Below are 18474 nucleotides of genomic sequence, written 5' to 3'. Positions count from 1 at the left end.
GGGCCCGGCCGCATCAGCGGCCGGGCCCTTTCGCGTTGCAGTGCTTAGACGATGATGCCGGCGCCCACGGTGCGGTTGTCGGACTCGTCGATGATGATGAAGCCGCCGGTGGAGCGGTTGCGGCGGTAGTCGTCGCACAGGAGCGGCTTCGTGGTGCGGAGCGTGACGCGGCCGATCTCGTTGAGGGACAGCTCGGTCGCGGACTCGTCGCGGTGGAGGGTGTTGATGTCGAGCTGGTACTGGACGTCCTTGACGATCGCGCGCGCGTCGGAAGTGGTGTGCTTGATGGCGTACTTGCCGCGCAGGCGCAGCGGGCGGGCCTCGTCCATCCAGCAGACCATGGCCTCGATGTCCTGCGAGACGCGCGCCTGGTTCCCGGGGCGGCACAGCATGTCGCCGCGGGAGACGTCGAGCTCGTCCTCCAGGCGGACCGTCACCGACAGGGGCGGGAACGCCTCGGCGAGGGGCCCGTCGGCGGTCTCGATCGACGCGATGCGGGACGTGAAGCCGCTGGGCAGCACCATGACCTCGTCGCCGGGCTTCATGACGCCGGAGGCGATCTGGCCCGCGTAGCCGCGGTAGTCGTGGTTGTCGCTGGAGTGCGGCCGGATCACGTGCTGGACCGGGAAGCGCACGTCCACGAGGTTGCGGTCCGAAGCGATGTGGACCTTCTCCAGGTGGTGGAGGAGGCTCGGGCCCTGGAACCACGGCATGTTCTGGGACCGGTTGACGACGTTGTCGCCCTTGAGGGCCGAGACCGGGATGACCGTCAGGTCCGGCACTTCGAGCTTCGTCGCGAACGCCTTGAACTCGTTCTCGATCCGCTTGAACACGGCCTCGTCGTAGTCGACCAGGTCCATCTTGTTGACGCACAGGACCATGTGCGGGACGCGCAGCAGCGAGCACAGGAACGCGTGCCGCCGCGACTGCTCCACCAGGCCCTTGCGGGCGTCGACGAGGATCAGGGCCAGGTCGGCGGTCGAGGCGCCGGTGACCATGTTCCGCGTGTACTGGATGTGCCCGGGCGTGTCCGCGATGATGAACTTCCGCTCGGGCGTGGAGAAGTAGCGGTACGCGACGTCGATCGTGATGCCCTGCTCGCGCTCGGAGCGCAGGCCGTCGGTCAGCAGGGCGAGGTCGGTGTACTCGTCGCCGCGGCCGGCGGAGACGGCCTCGACGGCGTCCCACTGGTCGTCGAAGAGCGACTTGGAGTCGAACAGGAGGCGCCCGATGAGCGTGGACTTGCCGTCGTCGACCGAGCCGGCCGTGGCGAAGCGCAGCAGCTCGTGCGTGTCCTCGCGGGAGGCTCTGCTGTCCTCGCGGGGCGGCATGGTGTCGGTCATCAGAAGTAGCCTTCCCTCTTGCGGTCTTCCATCGCGGCCTCGGAGGTCCGGTCGTCGCCGCGGGTCGCGCCGCGCTCGGTGATGCGCGAGACCTCGACCTCGGCGATGATCTCGTCGATCGTCGTGGCGTCCGACCGCACCCCGGCGGTCAGGTTCGCGTCGCCGACGGTCCGGTAGCGGACGGTCTCCTTGAAGACCTCCTCGCCCTCGCGCGGCTGGATGAACTCGTTGACGGCGTACAGCATCCCGCCGCGGTCGACCACCTCGCGCTCGGAGGCGAAGTACACCTCGGGCAGCGGGATCGACTCGGAGCCGATGTAGCGCCACACGTCGAGCTCGGTCCAGTTCGACAGCGGGAATACCCGGATCTGCTCGCCCGGGTGGACGCGCCCGTTGTACAGGTTCCACAGCTCGGGCCGCTGGTTCTTGGGGTCCCACTGGCCGAAGTCGTCCCGGAAGGAGAACACGCGCTCCTTGGCGCGGGCCTTCTCCTCGTCGCGGCGGGCCCCGCCGAACAGGGCGTCGAACTGGTACTTCTCGGCGGCTTCGAGGAGCACCGGCGTCTGGATGCGGTTGCGGGTGCCGTCCGGCGGCTCGGTGACCATGCCGCGGTCGATCGCGTCCTGGACGGAGGCGACGATGAGCTGCACGCCGGTCTCGGCGACCCGCCGGTCGCGGTAGTCGAGGACCTCCGCGAAGTTCTGCCCGGTGTCGACGTGCATCACCGGGAACGGGATCGGCGCCGGCGCGAAGGCCTTCTGCGCCAGGTGCAGCATGACGATCGAGTCCTTGCCGCCCGAGAAGAGCAGCACGGGGCGCTGACAGGTGGCCGCGACCTCACGGAAGATGAAGATCGCTTCGGCCTCCAGCGCGGCGATATGGCTGATTCGATAGTCGCTCACCGGCGCAGTGCTCCTCTCTGCTCGACCCCGGACGGGGTGTCGGTCGGTTGTGGCGGTCCCCGGTGCGGGGCCGGATGGTCAGCGTGCGGCGACGGCGCCGAGCAGCCGCTCGGCCAGGTCGGGGCGACAGACCAGCAGGTCGGGAAGGTAGGGGTCGGCCTCGTTGTACCGCAGCGGAGCGCCGTCGATCCGCGTGGCGTGCCAGCCGGAGGCCAGGGCCACCGCGACGGGCGCGGCGGAGTCCCACTCGAACTGGCCGCCGGCGTGGACATAGGCGTCAACTGTACCGGCGACGACGGCCATGACCTTGGCTCCGGCCGAGCCCATCGGCACGAGTTCGGCCCCGAGCGCGGCCTCGGCGGCGATCGCCTCGGCGGGCGGTCGGGTGCGGGACACGGCGATCCGCGGCTTGGCGGGCGTCTCGGCCGGGACCGCGTACACGCGGTCGGTGCGCAAGGTCACGCCCTGCGCGGGGAGGGCGACGGCGGCGGCGATGAGGCCGAGGCCCCGCTGCCAGAGGGCGACGTGCACGGCCCAGTCGTCGCGGCCCTCCTCGGAGTACTCGCGGGTGCCGTCGAGCGGGTCGATGATCCAGACCCGGTCGGCGGCGAGGCGCTCGGTGCCGACGCGGCCGGCCTCGCCCTTGCCCTCCTCGGAGAGCACGGCGTCGCCGGGGCGCTCGGCCGCGAGGCGGCCGAGCAGGAAGTCGTTGGCGCGCAGGTCGCCCGCGGACTTGAGCGCGCGCGAGTCGGCGAAGCCGAGTTCGGCCCTGATCTGGAGCAGCAGCTCCCCCGCGCCGGTCGCCAGCGAGGCTGCGAGCGCCGCATCAGCGGGCGCCGCGGCCTCGGGCGTGGCGGTGGGGGCTCCGGTCCGGGACGCGGAGCCTGGGGCGTCGTGCATGCCGGTCAGTCTACGCTGCGGCCCATCAGCGTCCAAATGTTGGGCGATGCCATCCCGCGAAATGGGAGCGACTCGCTGGTTCATCGGGGGTCTCCTTCGCCAGCCGCGGCACTGTCGGACCCCGGCGTCATTGTTGATTCGGGGGCGCCGCCGTCGCGACACTCCCGACCTCGTGGAACGGTCGCTAGTACGCGCCCTGGGGGCGCAGGATCGCGGTGACGGTGCGCAGCAGGATGACGAAGTCGAGCGAGAGCGTCCAGTGCTCGACGTACCGCAGGTCCAGGCGCACGGCCTCCTCCCACGGCAGGTCGGAGCGGCCGGAGACCTGCCACAGGCCGGTCATGCCGGGCTTGACGGCGAGGCGGCGCCTCATGTCGCTTTCGTAGGCGGCGACCTCGACCGCGAGCGGCGGGCGCGGCCCGACCAGGCTCATGTCGCCGCGCAGGACGTTGACCAGCTGCGGGAACTCGTCGATCGAGAAGCGGCGCAAGTACTTTCCGACCGTGGTGATGCGCGGGTCGTCCTTCATCTTGAACAGGACGCCGTCGCTCTCGTTGAGGTGCGCGATCTCGGCGAGGCGCCGCTCGGCGTCGGTGTACATGGTGCGGAACTTCCAGATGGTGAACGGCTGGCCGTCCTTGCCGATGCGCTCCTGCTTGAACAGGGCCGGGCCGGGCGAGGTGCAGCGGATCAGGAACGCGGCGCCGAGCAGCAGCGGCGAGAGCATCAGGAGCATGAGCGCCGCGCCGAGGCGGTCGACGGCGTCCTTGGCGACGCGGCGGACCCCGGTGAGGCGGGCGTGGTCGAGGTGGAGCATCGGGAGGCCGTCGACGGGGCGCACGGTGGTGCGGTCGCCGGCGACGTCGACGAGCGCGGAGGCAACGATGAGGTCGACCTCGCTGCGTTCGAGCTTCCACGCGAGACGGCGCAGCGCCTGGCCGTCGATCTCGGGGCAGGACAGGACGATCACGGTGTCGGCGCGCTCGGCGGCGACGGCCTCGGCGATGCGGTCGAAGCTGCCGCGCACGCGGGTCGTGAACTCCAGCAGGGCACCTCGGGGCCGCTCGGTCGGCAGACAGGCGGCGACGACGTTGAGGCCGTGGTAGTGCTCGCGGCGCAGCTGCACGATGAGCGCGGCGACGGAGGACTCGTGGCCGACCAGGACGACGCGCTTCATGCACCTGCCGGAGCGCCGCATCCGGTGCAGCCACTTGCGCCACACGAAGCGGGCGGTGATGGAGAACGCTGCGGCCGTGGGGATCGCGATGAGCACGAACACGCGCGAGGTGGGCAGTTCGAGTCCATAGGAGACGATCGCGACGACGGCGGTGAGGCCGACGGCGGCGTGCACGACGCGCTGGTACTCCTCGGTGCCCACGAACAGGTACCGCTTCTCGAAGGCCCGCGAGAGCCCGAGGGAGGCGATCCACACCGCGGGCAGGGCGATGAGCGCGAGCGCGTAGACGCGGCTGTGGTGGTCGAAGTGCCCGAAGCGGGCGAAGAACGCCAGGGCCGCACCGAAGATGCCGGCGGCGACGTCGGAGCCGACGATCCCGGCGAAGTACTTCCGCTGCCACGCCGGCTGCCCGCCGTACGGGCGGCTCCCCTGGGGGCTGATGGAGTAGACGCGCCCGCGCGCCTCGATGCCCTGGATGCTCTCGCGTGCCTCGGTAACCGTCACAAGGGATCTAACGATCGAGCGGACGAAGAGTGACGGAATTGTCACGCTCAGGAGTACATGAGACTAGTCCACTGTCAAGGGATCGCTTGAAAGCCTTGCGGTGCAACGAGAACTAAGAAGGCGCGTTACTGAACCTTCGGTTCACTCCGCTTCGCTGCGTTCACGGCGTTCTGCGCCATCACGAAGCCCTTCTCGATGATCGCCTCGACCGCGTCGGCGGCGAGTTCGATGTTGAGCTCCACTTCGGGCCGTTCGGCCTTCGCGAAGTCCTTGAGGACGAAGTCGGCGGCGTCCTGGCGGCCGGGCGGGCGGCCGACGCCGAAGCGGACCCGGGCGTAGTCCTTGGTGCCGAGGGACTTCGAGAGCGAGCGGAGGCCGTTGTGGCCGCCCTCGCCGCCGCCGCGCTTGATGCGGATCTCGCCGAAGGGGATGTCGAGCTCGTCGTGGACGGCGATCACCGATTCGGGTGCGATGCCGTAGTACTGCGCGAGCGGGGCGACCGAGTCGCCCGAGAGGTTCATGAACGTCAGGGGCTTGACGAGGATGAAGCGAGGCCCGCCTACCCCCAGGCGGGCCTCGCAGACTTCGGCGCGGGCCTTGCGGGCCACGGCGAACTTGCCGCCGACACGTCGCGCGAGCGCGTCGGCGACCATGAAACCGACGTTGTGACGGTTCGCGGCGTACTTCGGCCCGGGGTTGCCCAGGCCGGCCACGAGCGTCGGGGTGTCGGTCATGAGTCGAATCTACTCCGCGGCGGCCGGGGCCTCGGCGGTCTCGTCGTCGGAGGCGGCGGCCTCGGAGCGGGGCTCGCTCACGGCGGCGACGGTCTGCGCGGGGTCGTTGAGGATGACGATGCCCTCGGGCACGGTGATCTCGGCGACGGTGCGCTGGGAGCCGATGGCCAGGCCCTCGATGTCCACCTCGATGGACTCGGGGATGTGGGTGGCCTCGGCCTCGACGGACAGGCTGGTCAGCTCGTGGACGACCAGGCCGCCCTTCTCCACCTCGCCGGTGAAGGAGATCGGGATGTCGGTGGTGATGGTCTCGCCGCGGCGGACGATCAGCAGGTCCGCGTGGACGATCTCGTCACGGAGCGGGTCGCGCTGGATGTCCTTGGGGATCACCAGCTCGCGGGTGCCGTCGGTGACCTCGACGCTGATGAGCTGGTTGGAGCCGCCCTTGCGGATGGCGGCGGCGAACTCGAGTCCGGGAAGGGAAATGTGGCGCGGCTTCTCGCCGTGGCCGTAGACCACCGCGGGAACCTTTCCAGCCCTGCGCGTACGGCGGGCACCGCCCTTCCCGAAGTCAGTGCGAGGCTCTGCGCTGATACGAACTTCGGACACGGAAATACTCCCCTGTTTTTCAAGCAACATTTCATGCGGCGCTCGACGCTCACGTCGGCATTCAGAAGGGCACAGCAGCCCTGAAAAGACCTACGCCTTTGCGTCGATTACGGCGCCCTCTGGAGGACACCCTCGCCGTCGGCAACCCCACCAGAGTACTACGCGCATCTGGTCGGGCTTGACACGGGCATCGATATGTGACCGAGGTGTCGACCCCTTCAGTCGGTGTTCGACACGCCACGACTACTTGCAGTGAGATTTCGAGAACTGGATGATTGCATCCTGATCCGCACAGGCAGCACCACACACCTCATCTGGATGCGATTGCATGCTCACCGGCCGGAAGTACCGCTTGGAACTCGACGAACACCAGCGACGGTTCGCCGAGTCGATCGGTGGTGCGACCCGGCATCTGTGGAACATCGCGTTGGAGCAGCGGCGCTACTACCGGGCCCGCGGCGAATGGGTGTCGTTCGCGGAGCAGTGCCGGCAACTCACCGAGGTCCGCGCCGAGTACGAGTGGATGCGCGCGGTCCCGGTTCACTGTCTGCAGCAAGTCCTGCGGGACCTCGACAATGCCTGCAAGAGACACGGTGTTCGACGGCTGAACTGGAAGTCCCGTTCAAAGACCCTGCCCTCGTTCCGATTCCCTGACGGTGCCCGGCTCGCGGTGGAACGGCTGAACCGGAAATGGGGACGGGTGAAGCTTCCGAAGTTCGGTTGGGTGTCGTTTCGGATGTCCCGCCGGCTCGACGGGGTGGTGAGGTCCGCGACCCTCAGCCGGGACGGCAAACACTGGTTCGGCTGCAGCGCCGACTCGCGCGAAGTCAGCGCGGATCGAATCGGCGACAAGTGGTCAAGCATCAGATCTCGGACCTCTACCGTCGCGCAAGGTACCGCCGAGCCGACTTCAATGCGCAGTGTTCGAATCGGCTGACTCGTGATTTTGCACTGATCGGTCTGGAGAAACTGAACACGAAGGCGATGACCGCCTCCGCGGTCGGTACGGTCGAACAACCCGGAACCGGGGTCGCACGGAGACGCGGTTTGAACCGGTCGATCTTGAACAAGGGCTGGTTCGGGCTCGAGACTGCCCTGCGTTCGAAAGCCCGCTACACCGGCACACAGGTCATCCTTGTAGTCGCGGCGGACACCTCACGGACTTGCTCGGCACCGGACTGCGGGAAGGTGGATACGGCATCGCGCAAGAGCCAAGCGCGATTCGTATGCACCGCCTGCGGATTCAGCGAGCATGCCGATGTGAACTCCGCACGCAACATAGAACATCAGGCAATCGCGGCGGCCGGGCGGGCCGTTCCAGGGCGCGGAGACCTCCAGGCACCAGCCGGGTCCGCGAAGCGCCAACTTCTGCGGACCCGACAGGGCGAGTAGGAATCCTCCGCGCGAGCGCGGAGGAGGACGTCAATTAGGAGAGGCCGCCGAACAGGGTGGTGACGGAGCCGTCGTTGAAGACCTCCCAGATGGCCTTGGCGACGAGCGGGGCGATGGAGAGGGTGGTGATCTTGTCGAGGTCCTGCGCTTCCTTGGGGAGCGGGAGCGTGTTGGTCACGATGACCTCGGAGACGGGGGCGGCGGCGAGGCGCTCGACGGCGGGGCCGGACATGATCGCGTGCGTGGAGGCGATGACGATGTCCTCGACGCCGGACTTGGCGAGCATCTCGGCCGCGGAGCAGATGGTGCCGGCGGTGTCGATCATGTCGTCGATGAGCAGGCAGGTGCGGCCCTCGACGTCGCCGACGACCTTGTGCGCGACGACCTGGTTGGGCTTGAGCGGGTCGCGGGTCTTGTGCACGAACGCGATCGGGCAGCCGCCGAGGCGGTCGGACCAGCGCTCGGCGAGGCGCACGCGCCCGGTGTCGGGCGAGACGATGGCCATCTGGCGGTCGGCGTACTTCTCCTCGACGTAGCGCGCGAGCGTGCCCATGGCGAAGAGGTGGTCGACGGGGCCGTCGAAGAAGCCCTGGATCTGCGCGGTGTGCAGGTCGACGGTGAGGATGCGGTCGGCGCCGGCGGTCTTGAACAGGTCGGCGACCAGGCGGGCCGAGATGGGCTCGCGGCCGCGGTGCTTCTTGTCCTGGCGGGCGTACGGGTAGAACGGGAGCACGATGGTGATGCGCTTGGCGGAGCCGCGCTTGAGCGCGTCGATCATGATGAGGGTCTCCATGACCCACTCGTTGATCGGCGCGGGCATGGACTGGACGACGAAGGCGTCGCAGCCGCGCACGGACTCCTGGTACCGGACGAACAGCTCGCCGTTGGCGAAGGAGTAGGCGCTCATCGGGGTCGGCGCGACCCCCAGGTGCTTGCCGATCTCCTCGGCCAGCTCCGGGTACGCGCGCCCGGAGAACAGCATGAGCATCTTGGAGTTGACAGCGGACATGCTCGCCATGACGTGGGCTCCCCCATAGGTCGTCTCACCTGAACCTCGACGGTTCCAGTGTCCCCGACCGGCCCGGTCGGCGGCAGCCGACCGGGGCGTTTAGTGTCGCGTCACGCTTCGGACACTCCCGCCTCACCTTTCGCTCGCCTTGCTGCTTTGTCGGAGACGGTGCCGGGGCGCTTCTTGGCGACCCAGTCGGTGAGCGCGGCCTGGCGGGCGCGGGCGACGGCGAGGTCGCCGGGCTCGACGTCCTTGACGATCGTGGACCCGGCGGCGACGTACGCGCCGTCGCCGACCGACACGGGCGCGACCAGGACGGTGTCGCAGCCGACGAACGCGCCTTCGCCGATCTCGGTGCGGTGCTTGTGGACCCCGTCGTAGTTCGCGGTGATGACGCCGCAGCCGATGTTCGCGTCGGCGCCGACCGTGGCGTCGCCGAGGTAGGCGAGGTGGTTGGCCTTGGCGCCGCGGCCGATCTCGGCGTTCTTGGTCTCCACGAACGCGCCGACCTTGGCCTTCTCGGCGAGCTTGGAGGCCGGGCGCAGGTGCGCGAAGGGGCCGACGTGGGCGCCTTCGCCGATGTGGGCCTGGAGGGCGTGCGAGCGCACGACCTCGGCGCCGGCGCCGACGATGGTGTCGGTGAGCGTCGTGTCGGGGCCGATCTCGGCGCCGGAGTCGACGGCGGTGGCGCCCTTGAGCTGGACGCCCGGGTGCAGGAGCACGTCGGGGGCGACCTTGACGGTGGCATCGATCCACACCGTCTCGGGGTCCTCCATGGTCACGCCGGACTTCATCAGCTCGGTGTTGATGCGGCCCTGGAGGATGCGGCGCAGCGCGGCGAGCTGGGCGCGGTCGTTGCAGCCGAGGACCTCGGTGGGGTCGTCGACGACGACGGCGCCGACGGCGTGCCCTGCCTCGCGGGCGAGTTCGAGGACGTCGGTGAGGTACTCCTCGCCCTGGTCGTTCGCGGTGTCGAGGCGCGCGAGCTGCTCGCGGAGCACGTCGGCGTCGAACGCGTAGGTGCCGGAGTTGATCTCGCGGATGGCGAGCTCGCCCAGGTCGGCGTCGCGGTGCTCGACGTTGCGCAGGACGTTGCCCTCGTTGTCGCGGACGATGCGCCCGAAGCCGGTGGGGTCGTCGACCTCGGCGGTGAGGACGGTGGCGCCGTTGCGGGCCTTCTCGTGGACCTCGACGAGCTCGGCGAGCGTGTCGGGCCGCAGGAGCGGGGCGTCGCCGCAGGCGACGATGACGGTCCCGGTCAGGTCCGGGTTGGCCTCCATGGCGATGCGCACGGCGTGGCCGGTGCCCAGCTGCTTGTCCTGGAAGACGGTGGTCGACTCGGGGGCGTGCTCGGCGAGGTGCTCGCGGACCTGGTCGGCGGCGGCGCCGACGACGACGATCTGGCGCTCGGGCCCGACGGCCTTCACCGCCCGGAGGACGTGGCCCAGCAGCGAGCGGCCGAGCAGCTCGTGGAGGACTTTGGGACGGGCGGACTTCATGCGGGTGCCCAGGCCGGCGGCCAGGATGATCGCAGAACGCTCACTGCTCATGATGGGCCATGGTAGTCGGTGGCGGCGACGTGAACGGCCCGGGCCGCCGGACCGGTGCGTGCCGGTCCCATTACCGAATCGTTACGTAAGGAACATGTTCTCCATCCCTCCGCATCTTGTGCGAACTGTGTCGGTCATCATATGTTGCAGTCAACAACAAACCTTGGAGGTACCTCTCATGCACTCCATCAGCAGCCCGCTCCGACTCACGGCCGCGCTGGGCGCGGCGGCACTGGCCCTCACCCTCACCGCCTGCGGCTCCGGCGACGACTCGGGCGGGGGCGAGGACACCCCCCTCATCGGCGTCATCCTCCCCGACTCGGCCTCCTCCGACCGGTGGGAGACCGCCGACCGCAAGTACCTCGAAGAGGCCTTCGAGGCCGCCGGGGTCGACTACGACATCCAGAACGCCCAGGGCAGCCGCGAGGACTTCCAGACCATCGCCGACCAGATGCTGACCAACGGCGTCGACGTCCTGGTCACGGTCAACCTCGACTCCGGCACCGGCAAGACCGTCATCGAGAAGGCCAAGTCCCAGGGCGTGGCCACCATCGACTACGACCGCCTCACCGAGGACGGCGGCGCCGACTACTACGTCAGCTTCGACAACGAGCAGGTCGGCGTCCTCCAGGGCCAGGGCCTCGTCTCGTGCCTCGAAGGCGCGACCGCCACCCCGCTCATCGCCGAGCTCAACGGCTCGCCGACCGACAACAACGCGACCCTGTTCAAGAACGGCTACGACTCCGTCCTCGACCCGCTGTACGCCGACGGCACCTTCGAGAAGGGCCCCGACGAGTGGGTCCCGGACTGGGACAACGCCCAGGGCGGCACGCTCTTCGAGCAGATGCTCACCGACACCGGCGCCGAGATCGACGGGGTCCTGGCCGCCAACGACGGCCTCGCCCACGCCGTGATCACCGTCCTCCAGCGCAACAACCTGAACGGCACCGTCCCGGTCACCGGCCAGGACGCGACCATCCAGGGCCTCCAGAACATCCTCTCCGGCGACCAGTGCATGACCGTCTACAAGGCGATCAAGCAGGAGGCCGACGCCGCCGCCGAACTCGCGGTCGCGCTCGCCAACGGCGAGACGCCCGAGACCGACGCGAGCGTGGTCGACCCGATCAGCTCCGCCGAGGTCCCCTCGGTCCTCCTGGAGCCGGTCGCCATCACCATCGACAACATCCAGGTCGTCGTCGACGACGGCTTCGCAGACCCGGCGGAGCTGTGCGCCGCCGACTACGCGGCCCTGTGCGACGAGCACGGGATCGGTTAGGGGTAAGAACACGGTGCTGCTCGAACTCACCGGCATCTCGAAGCGCTTCGGACCGGTGGAGGTCCTCTCCGACGTCGATCTCGCGATCGACGCCGGAGAGGTCTGCGCCCTGGTCGGCGACAACGGCGCAGGGAAGTCCACTCTGGTCAAATGCGTGGCCGGCATCCACTCCGTCGACGGCGGCGAGGTCCGCGTCGACGGCGAGGTCCGCGCCATCTCCAGCCCGCGCGACGCCGCCGGCCTCGGGATCGAGGTCGTCTACCAGGACCTCGCCCTGTGCGACAACCTCGACGTCGTCGAGAACCTGTTCCTCGGCCGCGAGAAGCGCCGCGGGATCCTCCTCGACGACGACGCCATGGAGCAGCTCGCCGCCGAGACCCTCTCCTCGCTCGCAGTGCGCACCATCCGCAACCTCCGCCAGCCCGTCGCGAGCCTCTCGGGCGGGCAGCGCCAGACCGTCGCCATCGCCAAGGCGGTCCTGTGGAACTCCCGGCTCGTCATCCTCGACGAGCCCACCGCCGCGCTCGGCGTGGCCCAGACCCGCCAGGTCCTCGAACTCATCCGGCGCCTCGCCGACCAGGGCCTGGCCGTCCTCTACATCTCCCACAACCTCAACGACGTCTTCGCCGTGGCCGACCGGATCGCCGCGCTCTACCTGGGCCGCATGGCCGCCGTCCTCGACGCGGCCGACACGACCCAGTCGCAGGTCGTCGAGCTGATCACCAGCGGCCGCTCCGGCCAGCTGGGCCTCACCGACCAGAACGGAGTCCGGCCGTGACCACACCTGTGCTGCCACAAGACGCCGAAACCCCTCCCGCGGCCCCGGCCGGGCCCGGCGCGACCCGCGCCGTCCTCGACCACGCGAAGAACTACTGGGCCGAGGTCCGCTCCGGCGAGGTCGGGGCCCTCCCGGCCGTCGCCGGGATCATCGCCCTGTGCGTGTTCTTCGGCCTGAGCAAGCCCGTGTTCCTGTCGGTGGGGAACCTCGCGAACCTCTTCGGGCAGGGCGCGGCCGTCGCGTGCATCGCGATGGGCCTCGTGTTCGTCCTCATCCTCGGCGAGATCGACCTCTCCGCCGGGTTCGCGTCCGGCGTGTGCGCCTCCGTGATGGCCGTGATCCTCACCGACTGGGGCCTGCACTGGTCGCTCGCGATCGGCGCGGCCCTCGCCACCGGCGTCGTCATCGGGCTCGTGCTCGGGACGCTCGTCGTCAAGCTCGGCATCCCGTCGTTCGTGGTCACGCTCGCGGCGTTCCTGGCCTTCCAGGGGATCGTCCTGATGATCCTCGACGAGGGCAGCAACATCTCCATCAACGACGAGACCGTCAAGACCATCGCCGGCGGGAACCTCGAACGCTGGCAGGGCTGGGTGCTGTGCGCGCTCACCATCGCCGCGTTCGGCGCGATCCAGGTCCAGCGCTGGCGCCGCCGGGTCGCGCGCTCGCTCGTCCACGAGCCGATCGCGGTCGTGCTCGCGCGCATCGGCGCGCTCGGGGCGCTGCTGGCCGCGGGCGTGTTCCTGCTCAACCTGGAGCGCTCGGCGAACCCGCAGATCATCTCGCTCACCGGCGTGCCCGTGGTCGTGGCGATCATCGGCGGCCTGTTCGCGGTGTGGACGTTCGTCCTGCACCGCACTCGGTTCGGGCGCCACCTGTACGCGGTCGGCGGCAACCCCGAGGCCGCCGTGCGCGCCGGCGTCAACGTCGACCGGGTCCGCATCGCGGCGTTCGTCATCTGCTCGGGCATGGCCGCGGTCGGCGGCGTGGTCGCCGCGTCCCGCGCGGCCTCGGTGGACCCCAACACGGGAGGGTCCAATGTGCTGCTGCTTTCCGTGGGGGCGGCGGTGATCGGCGGTGCTAGCCTCTTCGGAGGCAAGGGCACGGTGCGGGCTGCCCTCCTGGGAGGAGCGGTGGTGGCGATCATCAACAACGGCATGGGGCTCATGGGCCTCAGCGCCGGCGTGCGGTTCGGCGTCACCGGTGCGGTCCTGCTCCTCGCGGCGGGCGTCGACGCCATGTCCCGGGGCCGGGGCAAGCTCTTCGGCAGGCACTGACCGGTGGCCCGGACCGGGACAGAGGAGCTGCGGAGGCGCAATCGCGCGGCGCTCGTCGAGCAGCTCCACCGGCACGGTCCCCAGACCCGCGCCGAACTCACCGAGGCCCTGGGGCTCAACCGGTCGACGATCGGCGCGCTCGCGGCGGACCTCGCCGAGTCGGGGTACGTCCAGGAGACGACGGGGCGGTCGACCGGCTCGGCCGGCCGGCCCTCGACCCTCGCCGAGTGCGTCCCCAAGGCCGCCACGGTCACCGCCGTCGAGGTCCGCGTCGACCGGGTGCGGTTCGCGCTCGTCGGCCTCGGCGGCGAGGTCCTGGAGCGCGCCGAGACCGAACTCGACGGCGCCGACCCCGTCGACGCCATCGAAACGGTCACCGGCGGGACCGCCCGCGACGCCCTGGAGGCGGTCGCGGCGGTGCCCGGCCTGGTCGACGCCGGATCGGTCGCCCACTCGACCGAGCTCGGCTGGACCGGCCGCGACCTCGCCGCCGACCTCGCCGCCGCCACCGGCCGCGCCTGGCAGGTCGTCGACACCGCGACCGCCGCCGCCGTCGGCGAATGGTCCCGCGGCGACGCCCACGAGTCCACGAAACTCCTGTACTTGCACGGCGGCCGCGGCCTCACCGCCGGCCTCGTCGTCGACGGCCGCGCCCAGCGGGGCGGGTCGATCCAGTTGGGCCACATCGTGGTCGAGCCCGGCGGACGCGAATGCGCGTGCGGGCTGCGCGGGTGCCTGGAAGCGGAGATGGAGGTCTTCGGCTACGCCGAGGACATCGAGCACGCCACCCTCGCCGCGGGCATGGGCGACGCCGCCGCCCGCGACGGCCTCCGCCGCTCCGGCGAAGACCTCGGCCGCGCCCTCGGCGCGGTCGTCACCGCCACCGGCCCCGACGAGATCCTCTTCGGCGGCTGGCTCCGCGAGCTCTACCTCGCCACCGCCGCCCCGGTCCGCTCGGCCCTCGCCGAGACGACCCTCCCCCACCTGCGCTCCCGCCTCCGCCTGCGCACACCCGTCCTCGGCGACGAAGGCGCCCTCATCGGAGCAGCGGAAACAGGCTTCGCAACGGTCATCGACCGCATGCGCTGAAGGAAAATGGCTGGCCCGCCAGGACTCGAACCTGAAACGACTGAACCAAAATCAGTAGTGTTGCCGATTACACCACGGGCCAATGGCCGCGCGAAGCGGCCGGAACAAGGATATCGCTACTTCTCCGACCAGACGTGCCTGGGTACGCGGTCGAGGACATCGGCGAGGTGGCCGACATACGGCAGGATCTCGCCCGCCGCGAGAGGCCCGGACCGGAACGTCATCAGCCACGCGCCCTCGAACCGCAGCCGGGTCCCGCGCGCGAACGGGCTGGCGAGCATCCACTCCATCATCCGCGGGTCGATCACGTCGTGCGCGAAGCGCGGGCTCGGCGAGAGCACGCGAAACGCGTTGTTGAACGCCTGGGACTCGAAGTCCATGTCGCCCGAGTCGCGCGCCTCCGGACCGATGTCCAGCAGCGGCCGGAGCGCCGGGAGCTGCACCATGACCACCTGGTACAACTCGGGTTCCCTCAGCTCCGTGTCCTGCGGCCGCGTGCACTCGTAGGCGAGGAACCGGTGCCCGCGGTGCCCTCCGGAGAAGACGTGGCACCCCTTCCACTCGTTGAACGAGCCGAGCGGCACCACGAACGGGTCGAAGGCCGAAGGCGCCCCCACGGCCGGGTCCTCCGCCCGGTACTGGAAGCCGCACTGGGCCGCCCAGTGCGCGTACGCCTGGGCCCGCCGCTGCTCGCTCGACTTCCGGCGGACGTAGTAGACGAGGTAGCCGGAGCCGGAGACCAGCATGGCGCCGAGCACGATGGCGGTGAGCGGTTCCACCGGCCTCCTCCCTGGAATGCGGCGGGGCCGCGCCCTCCGGCGCGGCCCCGTGCTCTCGCTAGTTATTCGACCAGACGTGCCGGGGCACCTGGCCGTAGATGTCGATGAGGAAGTCCGCGTAGAAGAAGACCTCCTCCAGCTTGAGCCCCCCGGAGCGGAAGGTCATCAGCCACGGACCCTCGAAGCGCCACACGTACGAGCGGGCGCGCTGGTCGGCGAGCATCCACTCCATAGTGCGGGCGTGGATGACGTCGTAGGCGAAGCGGCGGTTCGGCGACTTGATCCGGAACGTGTCGTTGAACTGCTGGTTCTCGAAGTCGATGTCCTTGGCGAACCGCTTGGTCAGGAAGTTCTCCTGGCTGATGTCCAGCAGCGGCCGGGTCGTGGGCAGGCCGATCGCGACGACCTGGTTGGTGTGCGTCTGCGACTCCTTGCCCGAGCCGGTCGTGTACTGGTACTGGAAGAACACGATGTGCGAGCCCTTGTACATCCCGCGGAACACGTCGATGCCCTTGCGGGAGTGCCCGAGGTTGAACGGCTCCTCGGTCGACAGGCCGGTCACCGAGTTGTCGGACGGCTCGTAGTGGAAGCCGTACTGGGCCGCCCAGGCCCGGAACATCGCGATCTTCTTCTGGCGGGCGCGCCAGCCGAAGTAGGCGACGGCCAGGACGATCAGGCCGCAGCCGACGTACACGAGCCAGTTGGTGCTGTCCACGGGGTGCATTCCTTCTTACACGTGGCGGACCCGCTCGACTCGCGAGCGCCGCCGGGGCAGGGGGATCGGTTCGGGGCTACCGGCCGTAGGGCTGCTGGCCGTACCCGGGCTGCTGCGGCTGCTGGGGCTGCTGCGGGTAGCCGGGCTGGGGGGCGCCGTAGCCGGGCTGCTGCGGCGGCTGGCCGTAACCGGGCTGCTGGGGCTGGCCGTATCCCGGAGGCTGCTGGCCGTAGCCCGGCTGAGGCGCCGGCTGCTGCTGGTACCCGGGCTGCGGGGCGCCGTAGCCGGGCTGCTGCGGCTGGCCGTAGCCGGGGAGCTGGCCGGGCGCGGGCTGCGGGGGCAGCTGCTGCTGCTGGGGCTGCTGCATGAAAGCGGGCTGGCCCATGTCGCGCAGCTTCGGGGCCGTGCGGGCCTCGGGGGTGTCCAGCTCGAAGTACTCCTCGGGCTTGAAGCCGCCCATCTTCGCGGAGACCGAGCCGGGGAACACCTGGAGCGCGGTGTTGTACTCGCGCACGTTCGCGTTGTAGAACCGGCGCGGGGCCGCGATCCGGTTCTCCGTCTCGGCCATCTCCGTCTGGAGCTGGAGGAAGTTCTGGTTGGTCTGGAGCGCCGGGTACGCCTCCTGCATGTGGATGACGCCGCGGATCGCGTTCCCGAGCTGGCCCTCGACCGCGCCCTGGGCGGCATGGCCGGCGTTCGGGTCCTGACGGGCCTGCATCGCCATCGCGCGGGCCTCGGCCACCTGGCGGAGGGTCGCGTTCTCGGCGCCGGCCGCCTGCTGCACGACGTACATCAGGTTGTCGAGCAGGTCGTAGCGGCGCTGAAGCTCGACGTCGATCTGCGCCCACGACTCCTGGGCGATGTTCCGCAACCGAACGAGCTTGTTGCGGCCGCCGATGACGGCGAACAGCACGATCAGGCCGATGAGCAGAACGAGGATCAGGATCCAGACGATTGGGTTGTCCATAATCCGTGAGCCTAGTCCATCTATGCCAGCGGGAGGGCACCCCAATGGCACCCTCCCGCGTGCAGAGACGGAGGTCAATCGTCAGGAATGGGCATGCTCCACGACGGCGGCGAGCTCGGCGGCGACCGACTGCGCCACGGGCTCCTCGGAGGCCTCGACCATGACGCGCACCAGCGGCTCGGTGCCGGAGGGCCGCAGCAGGACCCGGCCGTCGGCGCCGAGCTTGGCCTGCCACAGGGCCACGGCGTTCTTGACGTCCTCGTGGTCGATGACGGACTTGTCGGCGACGCGCACGTTCAGCAGGACCTGCGGCGCGGGGGTGAACACCGACGCGAGGTCCTTGAGGCTGCGGCCGGTGGCGGCCATGCGCGCGAGCAGCATGATCGCGGTCAGGGAGCCGTCGCCGGTCGTGGCGTGCTCGGACAGGATGATGTGCCCGGACTGCTCGCCGCCGAGGGAGTACCCGCCTTCGGCGAGGCGCTCCAGGACGTACCGGTCGCCGACCTTGGTGGTCTCCAGTTCGATCCCGGCCGCGCCCATGGCCTGGTGGAGGCCGAGGTTGCTCATGACGGTGGTCACGAGGACCCCGCCGGTGAGGGTCCCGGCCTCGCGCATGGCGAGCGCGAGGATCGCCATGATGGCGTCCCCGTCGACCATGTTCCCTTCGGCGTCGACGGCGAGGCAGCGGTCGGCGTCGCCGTCGAGGGCGATGCCGGCGTCGGCGCCGTGCTCCAGGACGGCCGCGCGCAGGCCCTCCATGTGGGTGGAGCCGCAGTTCTCGTTGATGTTGAGGCCGTCGGGCTGGTCGTTGATGGTGACCACCTCGGCGCCGGCGCGGCGCAGGGCCTCGGGGGCGGCGCCGGTGGCGGCCCCGTTCGCCGGGTCGACGACGACCTTGATCCCGTCGAGCGGGTTCGGGCAGACGGCCACGAGGTGCTCGATGTAGGAGTCGACGGGGTCGACGGAGCGGACGATGCGGCCGACGCCCTCGCCCTGCGGGAGCGGCGCGGGGTCGTCGAGGGCCGCTTCGATGGCGTCCTCGACGTCGTCGGGGAGCTTGCGGCCGCCGGCGGCGAAGAACTTGATGCCGTTGTCGGGCATGGGGTTGTGCGAGGCGGAGACCATGACGCCGAAGTCGGCGCCGGTCAGGGCCGTCAGGTGCGCGACCGCGGGAGTGGGAAGGATGCCGAGGTCGATGACCTTGACGCCGGCGGCGGCGAGGCCCGCGGCGCTGGCGGCGGCGAGCATCTCGCCGGAGGCGCGGGGGTCGCGTCCGATCACGGCGACGGTGCGCCTGCCGGCGGCGCCGAGGACGCGGGCGGCGGCGATGTTGAGGCGCAGTGCCAGTTCGGGCGTGAGGTCGGCGTTCGCCCGCCCCCGTACGCCGTCGGTGCCGAACAGTCGTGACACGGTGTGGCTTCCCATCTTGGCGGTGCCGGTGCGGCGCTCGCGCCCCTGGTCGTGCGGACTGCGGGC

The 18474-nt window shown here is 70.1% G+C and carries 17 protein-coding genes, 1 tRNA gene and 1 pseudogene; 6 read left to right on the top strand and 13 right to left on the bottom strand.

Translation table 11 applies throughout. The annotated features are described in order from the left end of the window. Positions 1–44 precede the first annotated feature (44 nt). The 6 genes from DI269_RS01385 to DI269_RS01360 all read right to left on the bottom strand — a co-directional run bounded on the left by DI269_RS01385 (position 45) and on the right by DI269_RS01360 (position 6199). On the bottom strand, positions 45–1343 hold the full coding sequence (locus tag DI269_RS01385; RefSeq protein ID WP_232822567.1) for a sulfate adenylyltransferase subunit 1: 1299 nt from the start codon (positions 1341–1343) through the stop codon (positions 45–47). Further along, the gene (cysD, locus tag DI269_RS01380) at positions 1343–2245 is read right to left on the bottom strand and encodes a sulfate adenylyltransferase subunit CysD (protein WP_112133358.1); all 903 of its coding nucleotides are present in this window, start codon (positions 2243–2245) and stop codon (positions 1343–1345) included. Before cysD ends, DI269_RS01385 begins: the two co-directional genes overlap by 1 nt. A 78-nt stretch (positions 2246–2323) precedes the next feature. Then, complete coding sequence (locus DI269_RS01375; protein ID WP_112133357.1) at positions 2324–3145, bottom strand: 3'(2'),5'-bisphosphate nucleotidase CysQ; 822 nt, start codon at positions 3143–3145, stop codon at positions 2324–2326. A 184-nt stretch (positions 3146–3329) separates the two neighbouring features. Then, entirely contained in the window at positions 3330–4826 is a 1497-nt protein-coding gene (locus DI269_RS01370; protein WP_232822566.1) for a sugar transferase, read from the bottom strand. Between the two features lie 125 nt (positions 4827–4951). Continuing rightward, positions 4952–5560 carry an aminoacyl-tRNA hydrolase gene (pth, locus tag DI269_RS01365; RefSeq protein ID WP_112133356.1) on the bottom strand — a complete coding sequence of 203 codons (609 nt, stop codon included), beginning with the start codon at positions 5558–5560 and terminating at the stop codon, positions 4952–4954. Positions 5561–5569: 9 nt separating this feature from the next. Beyond that, positions 5570–6199, bottom strand: a complete 630-nt coding sequence (locus DI269_RS01360) for a 50S ribosomal protein L25/general stress protein Ctc (RefSeq protein WP_232822565.1) — start codon at positions 6197–6199, stop codon at positions 5570–5572. A 298-nt stretch (positions 6200–6497) separates the two neighbouring features. Here DI269_RS01360 and DI269_RS28935 point away from each other — a divergent pair. Both DI269_RS28935 and DI269_RS28930 read left to right on the top strand, forming a co-directional pair. Beyond that, a pseudogene (locus DI269_RS28935) lies at positions 6498–6614 on the top strand (helix-turn-helix domain-containing protein); the annotation flags it as partial. A 245-nt stretch (positions 6615–6859) separates the two neighbouring features. Beyond that, a complete protein-coding gene (locus tag DI269_RS28930) occupies positions 6860–7561 on the top strand; it encodes an RNA-guided endonuclease InsQ/TnpB family protein (protein ID WP_408612251.1) in 702 nt (233 codons plus the stop codon). A gap of 34 nt (positions 7562–7595) precedes the next feature. Here DI269_RS28930 and DI269_RS01350 read toward each other — a convergent pair whose 3' ends face one another. Next, positions 7596–8579, bottom strand: coding sequence for a ribose-phosphate diphosphokinase (locus tag DI269_RS01350; RefSeq protein ID WP_112133354.1), 984 nt, complete (start codon positions 8577–8579; stop codon positions 7596–7598). Positions 8580–8680: 101 nt separating this feature from the next. Further along, positions 8681–10120 (bottom strand): bifunctional UDP-N-acetylglucosamine diphosphorylase/glucosamine-1-phosphate N-acetyltransferase GlmU, encoded by a 1440-nt coding sequence (gene glmU / locus DI269_RS01345; protein WP_112133353.1) that lies wholly within the window; start codon positions 10118–10120, stop codon positions 8681–8683. 178 nt (positions 10121–10298) lie between these two features. Here glmU and DI269_RS01340 point away from each other — a divergent pair, with 178 nt between their 5' ends. The 4 genes from DI269_RS01340 to DI269_RS01325 are packed head-to-tail and all read left to right on the top strand — an operon-like array spanning position 10299 to position 14537. Further along, positions 10299–11396 (top strand): sugar ABC transporter substrate-binding protein, encoded by a 1098-nt coding sequence (locus DI269_RS01340; protein WP_112133352.1) that lies wholly within the window; start codon positions 10299–10301, stop codon positions 11394–11396. A 13-nt stretch (positions 11397–11409) separates the two neighbouring features. Beyond that, a complete protein-coding gene (locus tag DI269_RS01335) occupies positions 11410–12174 on the top strand; it encodes an ATP-binding cassette domain-containing protein (RefSeq protein WP_112133351.1) in 765 nt (254 codons plus the stop codon). Continuing rightward, entirely contained in the window at positions 12171–13448 is a 1278-nt protein-coding gene (locus tag DI269_RS01330; protein ID WP_112133350.1) for a sugar ABC transporter permease, read from the top strand. The genes DI269_RS01335 and DI269_RS01330 overlap by 4 nt, the downstream gene beginning before the upstream one ends. 3 nt (positions 13449–13451) lie before the next feature. Next, a complete protein-coding gene (locus DI269_RS01325) occupies positions 13452–14537 on the top strand; it encodes an ROK family protein (RefSeq protein WP_112133349.1) in 1086 nt (361 codons plus the stop codon). 7 nt (positions 14538–14544) lie between these two features. Here DI269_RS01325 and DI269_RS01320 read toward each other — a convergent pair. The 5 genes from DI269_RS01320 to glmM all read right to left on the bottom strand — a co-directional run bounded on the left by DI269_RS01320 (position 14545) and on the right by glmM (position 18408). Then, positions 14545–14619, bottom strand: a tRNA-Gln gene (locus DI269_RS01320). Positions 14620–14653: 34 nt separating this feature from the next. After that, on the bottom strand, positions 14654–15316 hold the full coding sequence (locus DI269_RS01315; protein ID WP_112133348.1) for a hypothetical protein: 663 nt from the start codon (positions 15314–15316) through the stop codon (positions 14654–14656). Positions 15317–15374: 58 nt separating this feature from the next. Next, complete coding sequence (locus DI269_RS01310) at positions 15375–16031, bottom strand: hypothetical protein (RefSeq protein WP_112133347.1); 657 nt, start codon at positions 16029–16031, stop codon at positions 15375–15377. A 76-nt stretch (positions 16032–16107) separates the two neighbouring features. Continuing rightward, the gene (locus DI269_RS27485) at positions 16108–16998 is read right to left on the bottom strand and encodes a LemA family protein (protein ID WP_198667034.1); all 891 of its coding nucleotides are present in this window, start codon (positions 16996–16998) and stop codon (positions 16108–16110) included. Positions 16999–17079: 81 nt separating this feature from the next. Further along, the gene (glmM, locus tag DI269_RS01295) at positions 17080–18408 is read right to left on the bottom strand and encodes a phosphoglucosamine mutase (protein ID WP_112133360.1); all 1329 of its coding nucleotides are present in this window, start codon (positions 18406–18408) and stop codon (positions 17080–17082) included. Between the last annotated feature and the right edge of the window lie 66 nt (positions 18409–18474).

Source organism: Glycomyces dulcitolivorans (genome assembly GCF_003265355.1).
GTDB classification, from domain to species: Bacteria; Actinomycetota; Actinomycetes; order Mycobacteriales; family Micromonosporaceae; genus Glycomyces; species Glycomyces dulcitolivorans.
This window is presented reverse-complemented; position numbering and strand designations above follow the sequence as displayed.